Origin of the sequence: Xenophilus sp. (assembly GCF_044462705.1) — a bacterium.
GTDB classification, from domain to species: domain Bacteria; phylum Pseudomonadota; class Gammaproteobacteria; order Burkholderiales; family Burkholderiaceae_C; genus Xenophilus; species Xenophilus azovorans.
On the sequence record NZ_JBIQNC010000028.1, the window covers coordinates 25018 to 33299 of the forward strand.

The 8282-nt window shown below is 71.6% G+C and carries 5 protein-coding genes and 1 pseudogene; 4 read left to right on the plus strand and 2 right to left on the minus strand.

The genetic code is table 11. The features are described from left to right. Window positions 1–193: 193 nt before the first annotated feature. Complete coding sequence (locus ACIY1X_RS07265; RefSeq protein WP_399679400.1) at window positions 194–1213, minus strand: LysR substrate-binding domain-containing protein; 1020 nt, start codon at window positions 1211–1213, stop codon at window positions 194–196. Here ACIY1X_RS07265 and ACIY1X_RS07270 point away from each other — a divergent pair. The 4 genes from ACIY1X_RS07270 to ACIY1X_RS07285 all read left to right on the plus strand — a co-directional run bounded on the left by ACIY1X_RS07270 (window position 1183) and on the right by ACIY1X_RS07285 (window position 7957). Further along, complete coding sequence (locus ACIY1X_RS07270) at window positions 1183–2601, plus strand: aspartate aminotransferase family protein (RefSeq protein WP_399679403.1); 1419 nt, start codon at window positions 1183–1185, stop codon at window positions 2599–2601. The two genes, ACIY1X_RS07265 and ACIY1X_RS07270, sit on opposite strands and share 31 nt — an antisense overlap. An 82-nt stretch (window positions 2602–2683) precedes the next feature. After that, a complete protein-coding gene (locus ACIY1X_RS07275; RefSeq protein ID WP_399679405.1) occupies window positions 2684–3661 on the plus strand; it encodes a Bug family tripartite tricarboxylate transporter substrate binding protein in 978 nt (325 codons plus the stop codon). Beyond that, on the plus strand, window positions 3658–5928 hold the full coding sequence (locus tag ACIY1X_RS07280; protein WP_399679407.1) for a N,N-dimethylformamidase beta subunit family domain-containing protein: 2271 nt from the start codon (window positions 3658–3660) through the stop codon (window positions 5926–5928). Before ACIY1X_RS07275 ends, ACIY1X_RS07280 begins: the two co-directional genes overlap by 4 nt. Before the next feature lie 40 nt (window positions 5929–5968). Continuing rightward, the gene (locus ACIY1X_RS07285; protein ID WP_399679408.1) at window positions 5969–7957 is read left to right on the plus strand and encodes an acetoacetate--CoA ligase; all 1989 of its coding nucleotides are present in this window, start codon (window positions 5969–5971) and stop codon (window positions 7955–7957) included. Window positions 7958–8062: 105 nt separating this feature from the next. Here the strand turns inward: ACIY1X_RS07285 and ACIY1X_RS07290 are convergent. Continuing rightward, window positions 8063–8257: pseudogene (locus tag ACIY1X_RS07290) on the minus strand (tripartite tricarboxylate transporter substrate-binding protein); the annotation flags it as partial. Window positions 8258–8282 lie beyond the last annotated feature (25 nt).

An 8282-nucleotide genomic window follows, 5' to 3' on the forward strand; every position in this document is an offset into this window, starting at 1 on the left:
GGATTTCGAGTGAAAAATTGCATTGCTTACGTCGTGGTACGGATCACTTTCCGAACCAAAACATTGGTACTCATGCCGTCAGGAAGAACGAAGCAGAAAGGAATCAGTCTCGAATTCGGGATCAATTCGGGCACGGAAAGAGAACCCGTAAATCTTCTTCGTCTTGTAGGAAGAAGCCGCGATCGCGGGATCGCTAGTCGCGGGACCGGAACCCCCGCATGTCCTTGATCCGTCGCCGCAGCGCATCGATGAACGCGGTCACGCGCGCGGGCCGGTGGATGTCGGGAGGCAGCGCCACGTGGATTCCCACCGGCTCGAGCCACAGGCGCGGAAGCACGCGCTTGAGACGGCCCGCCTCCAGGTCGGCCTGGCAGATCCAGGGCGCGGCCGCGCCGATGCCGTCGCCGTTGAGGATCGCGCGGTAGCTCGACAGCAGGCTGTCGGTGCGCAGCGGCGTATCGATCGACACCGTCTGCGAGCGCCCTGCCCTGTCGAGCAGCCGGACCGTGTCGACGAAGTACGGCACCAGGCCCACGCAGGGCAGGGTCGGCAGGGTGGCCGGCGTCACGGGCCCGATGCGACGCAGCAGCGCGGGGTGGGCGACCAGGATGCGTTCCATGTCGCCCAGATGCCGGCACACCAGGCCCGGGTCGCGCACTTCGCCGACGCAGACCCAGCACTCCGCGCCGGTCGCGACCAGGTCCACGACGCGATCGGTCAGCGTCAGCTCCACGCGCAGCTGCGGCCATGCCGCGCGCAGGTCGGTCACCGCATCCGTCAGGAAGCCCGTCCCGTATCCCGAAGGCCCGATCACCCGCAGCGTGCCCTCCGGCCGGCTGCGGCCGCCCGAGATCCGCTCGGAGAGGCTGGCCCAGCGGTCGGACAGCGCCCTGGCCTCGACCATCAGGAGGCGCCCCTCGTCGGTCAGCGAGAAGCTGGCGGTGGTCCTCAGCGCGAGCTTGCAGCCCAGCAGCCGCTCGAGTTCGAGCAGGCGCCGGCTGGCAGTGGGCTGGGTGATGCCCAGCAGGCGCGCTGCCTTGCTCAGCGAGCCCGTCTCGGCGATGCGCAGGAAGGTCGCGAGCAGGTCGATGCGGTCATGTACGAGCTTCATGCGCCGAGCGTATAGGACTTCATCCTTCCATGCCGCTTCTTTCGCGAGGACGATCTCCGTATCGTTGCGCCATGCAATCGCCTGCCGCCGGATCTCCTGCAACGCCCGTCCCCTCACGCCTGCTGGGCGACACCCCGCATGGCGGCTCGGTCCTCGCCTTCTACAGCCCCAAGGGCTCGCCCCGGCCTCCGCGCGTGGGCCGCGGCGAAGGCGTCTACCTCTGGGACGCCGACGGCCGGCGCTATCTGGACGCGACCGCGGGCGCGGTGGTGGCCAACATCGGCCACGGCAATCCCCACGTGCTCGCGGCCATGCAGGAGCAGGCGGCGCGGGTGAGCTTCGCCTATCCGCGCTTCTTCGAGAGCGAACACAACATCGCGCTGGCCGATCGCGTCTGCGCGCTGGCCGGCGAGGGCTTCGACCGCGCCTTCTTCGTTTCCGGCGGATCGGAGGCGAACGAGTCGGCGCTCAAGCTCGCACGCCACTACGCGGTGGTGAGCGGCCAGGGCAGCCGCTGGAAGGTGATCTCGCGCAACCCGAGCTACCACGGCTCGACCCTCGGCGCACTCGCCGTCACCGGCGACGAACACACGCTCTCGATCTACGGCCCGATGACCAGGCCGATGCCCAAGGTGCCGGCGCCGCTGTCGTACCGGCTGCCGGAAGGCCACACCGAGGAGAGCCACGCCATGGCCTGTGCCGACGAGCTCGCCCGGACCATCGAGCGCGAAGGGCCCGAGACGGTGCTCGCCTTCATCCTCGAGCCCATCGGCGGCCTGTCCACCGGGACGGTGGTGTCGCCGGCGGGCTACTTCGAACGCGTGCGGCAGATCTGCGACCGCCACGGCGTGCTGCTGATCTATGACGAGATCATGAGCGGCGCCGGCCGCACCGGCGAGTTCCTGGCGGCCCACCACTGGCGCGCCGCGCGGCCCGACCTGGTGACGCTGGCCAAGGGCCTCGCGGCCGGGTACACCCCGCTGGGCTGCCTGCTGGCGCCCGACCGCATCGTCGATGCGGTGGCCGGCAGCGGCGGTTTCGTGCACGGGCACACCTACTTCACCAACCCGCTGTCGTGCGCGATCGCCAACGCGGTGATGGACGAGGTCGAGCGGCTCGACCTCGTGGCATGCGCCCGCGAGCGCGGGCTGAGCCTGCGCCGGCGGCTGGACGCGCTCGCGCAGCGCTCGCCGCTGGTGGGCGACGTGCGCGGGCTGGGCCTGCTCAGCGCCATCGAGCTGGTGGCCGACAAGGGCTCGCGCCGCGCGCTGCCGCCGGAATTCAACGCCCCCGCGAAGCTCACCGCGCACGGCCTGCGGCACGGCATCGCGCTGTACAACCGCCGCGCCAACCTGGGCGCCTTCGGCGACTTCCAGATGATCACGCCGCCCCTGACGATCAGCGAGCCCGAGCTCGACGAACTGGTCGAGCGCCTCGAACTCGCCCTCGCCGACCTCGCCGACGAGGCGGCCCGCCTCGGGCTGGTCTGAGGCCGCGCTGCGGGCGGGCCGGCCCGTGCCGCACGGCCATCTCCTTTCTTACCTGCCACCCCGCCTCCACCAAGGACGCCCCATGACGCTGACCGCCCTGCCTCGATTCACGCTCGCCTGCGCGAGCCTCGCCTTTGCCTGCGCGGCCTTCGCGCAGGTGCCCGCGGGCAAGGGGCCGCTGCGGCTGATCGTCGGCTACCCCGCGGGCGGCTCGGCCGACGTGCAGGCCCGCACGCTGGCCGACAAGCTCTCGGCCGAACTGGGCGCGCCGGTCGTGGTGGAGAACCGCAGCGGCGCCGGCGGCCAGATCGCCGCCGACTACGTGCGCGCCGCGCAGCCCGACGGGCTGACCGTGCTGCTGGCCAACATGCACATGATGGTGATGCTGCCGCTGACGTCGAAGTCCGTGCACTACGACCCGGTGAAGGACTTCCGGGCCGTGGGCCGCATCGCCAGCTTCTATGAAGGCATCGCCGTGCCGGCGACGCTGCCGGCGAGCAACGTGCGCGAATGGCTCGCGCTCGCGGGCAGCGACAGGTCCAGGGCCAGCTACGGCGTGCCGGCGGCCGGCAGCGTGTCGCAGTTCATGGGCTTTCGCCTCGGCAGCGACGCCAGGGTCGAACTCACCCCCGTGCCCTACCGCGGCGCGGCGCCGCTGGTCCAGGACCTGCTCGGCAACCAGGTGGCGGCCGGCATCACGCCCATCGCCGACCTCGTGCCGTACCAGCAGTCCGGCAAGCTCAAGGTGCTCGCCGTCAACGGCGTCAGGCGCACCGCGCTGCTGCCGGACGTGCCCACGCTCAAGGAACTGGGCCAGCCCCATTTCGACAACCTCGAATGGACGGGCCTGTTCGTGCCGGCCGGCACGCCGCGCGCCACCGTCGTCCAGTTGCACGCCGCGCTGGGCAAGGCACTGGCGCTGCCCGAGGTGCAGGAGCGGCTGGCCAAGCTCGGCAGCGATGCGAGCCCGAGCACGCCCGAGGAACTGTCCGCGCTGATCGCCGACGACCTCAAGCGCTGGGGGCCGGTGGTCAAGGCGTCGGGCTTCACCACGGAATGAGCCGGCCGATCCCGCCGCACCGCGCACTGACCGTGCCGGGCGTGCACGGCTACGCGAGCGCAAAGACCGTGCATGCCGGCGAGCGCATCGATTTCCACGTCAGCAGCGATCGGCCCTGCCGCATCGCGGTCTGCCGGCTGGGGCCCGACGCCGACAGCCGCGACAGCGACACGGTCGTGGCCGACCTGGGCGTCTTGCCCGCACGGGTGCAGCCGATCCATCCCGGCTCCTACGTGCACATCGAGCGCGGCCTGCCCGCCGCGCTGCCGTTGCCGGGGCTGACGCTGGAGTGCTGGGTGATGCCCTGGCGCTGCAGCGGCGAGCGGCAGGCGCTGATCACGCAGTACGACGCGCCCGCAGGATGCGGCTTCGGCCTCTTCATCGAGACCGACGGCACGCTGGCGCTGTACCTTGGCGACGGCGGCATGAAGCAGGAAACCGCGCTGCATGCCGGCACCCGCCTGGCCGCGCGGCGCTGGCAGCACGTGGCGGCTACATGGGACGGCCGCTCGGCGGCCCTGTGGATCGACGGCGCATGCGCCGGCCGCTGGTCCGTGGCAGGCCCGGTGCGCCCGGGCCCCGCGCCGCTGCGGCTCGGCGCGGCCGGCGGCCCGTTCGGCGCCGACGCATTCGCCGACGTCGATCTGGCTCTGCCGGTCATCTACGAACGCGCGCTGTCGGCCGCGGAACTGGCCGTGCGGGCAGGGTCACGCGCACGGCAGTTGCCGGCAGACCCCTCGGTGCGCGCCTGCTGGCCGCTGCGCGAGGGGCGAGGCGACCGCGTGGCCGATGCCAGCGGCCACCAGCGCGCAGGCCGCATCGTCAACCACGGAACCTGGATGATCCGCGGCCCCGCCTTCGACGAAGACGCGCCGGAGGCCCGGCACGACCCGTTCGCCGCCCCTGGCCAGCGCCAGGGTCTGCGCCTCGCCGGCGACGATCTCTACGACTGCCGCTGGACGGCCACGCACGGCCTGGCTGTGCCGGCCGACGCGCGCCCCGGCCTGCACGTGGCGCGGCTGCGCTTCGATTGGGAAGGACGGGAAGCGGTCTACGACATCACTTTCCTCGTCAAGCGCCCCGCCGATGCGAAGCCGGCGCCGCTGCTGGTGCTCTGCGCGATGAGCAGTTGGCTGGCCTACGCCGCGACGCCCTTCGCGCGCAACCAGGTGGAGGACCCGGTCTGGCCGCGCCGCTCGACCGGCCTGCCCAACAGCCACCCGCACGCCCCCGCCTTCTGCAGCTACACCTACCATCGGGCGGGCCAGCCCAGCTACTTCACCGGGCTGCGCATGCCCTGGCCCAACGCGAGTCCGGCCGCGCTCTACGACCCCGCCGGCAGCGGCTTCTCGCAATGGACGCGGCTGGAGCGCCGGCTGCATGCCTGGCTGGAGCGCGAAGGCTACGCCTTCGACCTGCTGGCCGACCTCGACGTGCACGCCGACCCCGGACTGCTCGCGCGCTACCGCACGGTCGTCGTCAACGGCCACAGCGAGTACTGGTCCACGCCCGTGGTGGACGCCTTCGATGCCATGCTCAGGCGCGGCGGACAGGCCCTGCTGCTCTCCGGCAACACCATGTACCTGCGCGTCAGCTTCGACGAAGACATGGCCGTGATGGAGCAGCGCAAGAACGAAGAGCGCGGCGCCGATCCCGACAGCGCCGAACTCCGGCCTCCCGCGGGCCCGTTCGGCGAGGAGTTCCACAGCCAGGACTGGGCGCGCGGCGGACAACTGCGTGCCGTGGGCCGTTCGGCGGCGAGCATCATCGGCCTCGAAAGCGCCGGCTGGGGCTTCGCGGACGCAGACGACTTCGGCGTCTATCACGTGGCCGAGCCGGCCCATCCGCTGTTCACGCATCCCCATCGGCTCGGCCTCGAACGCGGCCGGACTTTCGGCCATGCCCCCGGCGGAGGCCTGCCGCGCGCCATCGGCCACGAATGGGACCTGAGCACCGCGACGCTGCTGCGCATGACGCGCGACGGGCCGCCCGGCGCCGTCTTGCCCGAGCCGCCGCCCGGCCTGACCGTGATCGCCCAGGGCATCCGCCGGGTGCCGGGCGCGCTGGATACGTACCTCGACTGGCACTCGCGCGCCACCGACTCGCTCGGCGGCCTGTCGGCGGAGATGATCTACTGGGAGCGCCCCCAGGGCGGCCGCGTGTTCCATGCCGGCGCCGTCGGCGCCGCGTGGGTGGTCGGCAGCGATCCGGTGTTCGACGGCCTGCTGCGCAACGTGCTGCATCACTTCGGATGCCAGCCCAGGTAGAACCCGCTTCAACCTCGAGAGACATGCCGGAGTCGTCCTGATGCAAGCCCATTCCTCCCCCGAAGGCCTCGGTGAACTGCTGTGGTCCCCCTCGCCCGAGCAGATCCGTGCGAGCCGCCTTCATCACTACCGGCAATGGCTGGCCGACGAGCGCGGCGTTCGGGCCGCCGGCTACGAGGACCTGTGGCGCTGGTCGGTCGACGCGCTGGAAGCCTTCTGGCAGTCGGTCTGGGACTACTTCGGCGTCGTCGGCGAGGGCGAGCGCGAGCCTGCGCTGTCGAGCCGGCAGATGCCGGGCGCGCGCTGGTTTCCGAACATGCGACTGAACTACGCCGAGAACCTGCTGCGCAACGCCACCGGCGAACGGCCCGCGATCATCGCGCGCACCGAGAACGCGCCGCCGCGCGAAGTGAGCTGGGCCGAACTGGAGCGTGACACCGCCGCGCTGGCAGCGCGCATGCGCGCCTGGGGCGTTCGCCCCGGCGACCGCGTCGCGGGCTACCTGCCCAACCGGCCGGAAACCGTGGTGGCCTTCCTCGCCTGCGCGAGCATCGGCGCGATCTGGTCGAGCTGCGCGCCGGACATGGGGCCGTCGGTGGTGCTGGACCGCCTGCGCCAGATCGAGCCCTGCCTGCTGATCGCGTCGGACAGCCACGCGTACAACGGCAGGCTGCACGACCGCGCATCGCAGGTCGACGAACTGCTGGCCCAGTTGCCCAGCGTGCGGCGCGTGGTACACGTGCCCGGTCCGCTGGCCGGCGGCCGGGCCAACGGCTGGCGCGACCGCGTCGACTGGGCGGATGCGGTGTCGGAGGCGGCGCCGCCGCGCTACGAGCGGCTGCCGTTCGACCACCCCCTGTGGATCGTCTATTCCTCCGGCACGACCGGCCTGCCCAAGGCCATGGTGCACAGCCACGGCGGCATCGTGCTCACGCACCTGAAGACCATGGCGCTGCAGCACGACCTGCGCCCCGGCGACCGGCTGATGTTCCTCGGCAGCACCGGCTGGATCGTGTGGAACCTGCAGGTGGGCGCCCTCCTCACGGGTGCGAGCATCGTGCTCTTCGACGGCCATCCCGCGTGGCCCGACGGCGAGTCGCTCTGGCGCTTCATCGACGCGCAGGGCGTCACGCTCTTCGGCTGCGGCGCGGCCTACCTCGTCAACTGCATGAAGGACGGCCTGCGCCCGCGCGACCAGGTGCGGCTCGACAGACTGCGCGCCATCAACGCGACCGGCTCGCCCCTGCCCATCGACGCCTACCGCTGGGTGTACGACGCGGTCAAGCCCGATCTCTGGCTGGCTTCCATCAGCGGCGGCACGGACATCGCCTCCGGCTTCGTCGCGTGCGCCCCGACGCTGCCGGTCCATGCGGGCGAGATCCAGTGCCCCGAGCTCGGCGTCGCAGCCTTCGCGTACGACGAGGAGGGCCGGCCGGTGGTCGACCAGGTCGGCGAGCTGGTGATCACGCAGCCCATGCCGTCGATGCCGGTGTTCTTCTGGGGCGATCCGGGCGGCAGGCGCTACCGGGAAAGCTATTTCGACACCTTCCCGGGCGCATGGCGCCACGGCGACTGGATCCGCTTCACGCCGCGGCGCAGCTCGGTGATCTACGGCCGCTCCGACAGCACCATCAACCGCTTCGGCATCCGCATGGGCACGGCCGAGATCTATCGCGTGGTCGAGGCGCTGCCCGAGGTGCGCGACAGCCTGGTGGTGGACCTGGAGTACCTGGGGCGCCCCTCGTTCATGCCGCTGTTCGTCGTGCTGCAGGCCGGCGCGACGCTGGACGACGCGCTCAGGGAACGCATCCGCGCGCAGATCCGGACCAAGGCATCCGCGCGCCACGTGCCCGACGACGTGGTGCAGGTCGACGAGATCCCACGCACGCTGAGCGGCAAGAAGATGGAAGTGCCGGTGCGCAAGCTGCTGCTCGGCGCCCCGGCCGACAAGGTCGCGAGCCCCGACGCCATGCAGAACCCGGACAGCCTGCGGTTCTTCGTCCGCTATGCCGATGGCCGGCGTGCGTGAACCGGGGCGCGCGTCCCCGGCCGCCCTCCGTGACTCGATCTTCATGTTCAGCGCCTTGATCACCCGGCCGTAGCGCGCGGCCTGCCGGTCCAGGCGCTCCCGGGCCTGCGCACCCACCAGCGACTCGACGGTCATGTCCAGCCGCGACAGCGAGGCGCGCACGTCCGGCTGGGCCAGCGCGTCGACCACCGCGCGCTGCAGAACCGCCATGACCGGCTCCGGCGTGGCCGCCGGCACCATCATCACGTACAGCACCTCCACCTCCAGCGCCTTCAGGCCGGACTCGGCGGTGGTCGGCACGTCGGGCGCGAGCGGCGAACGCGCC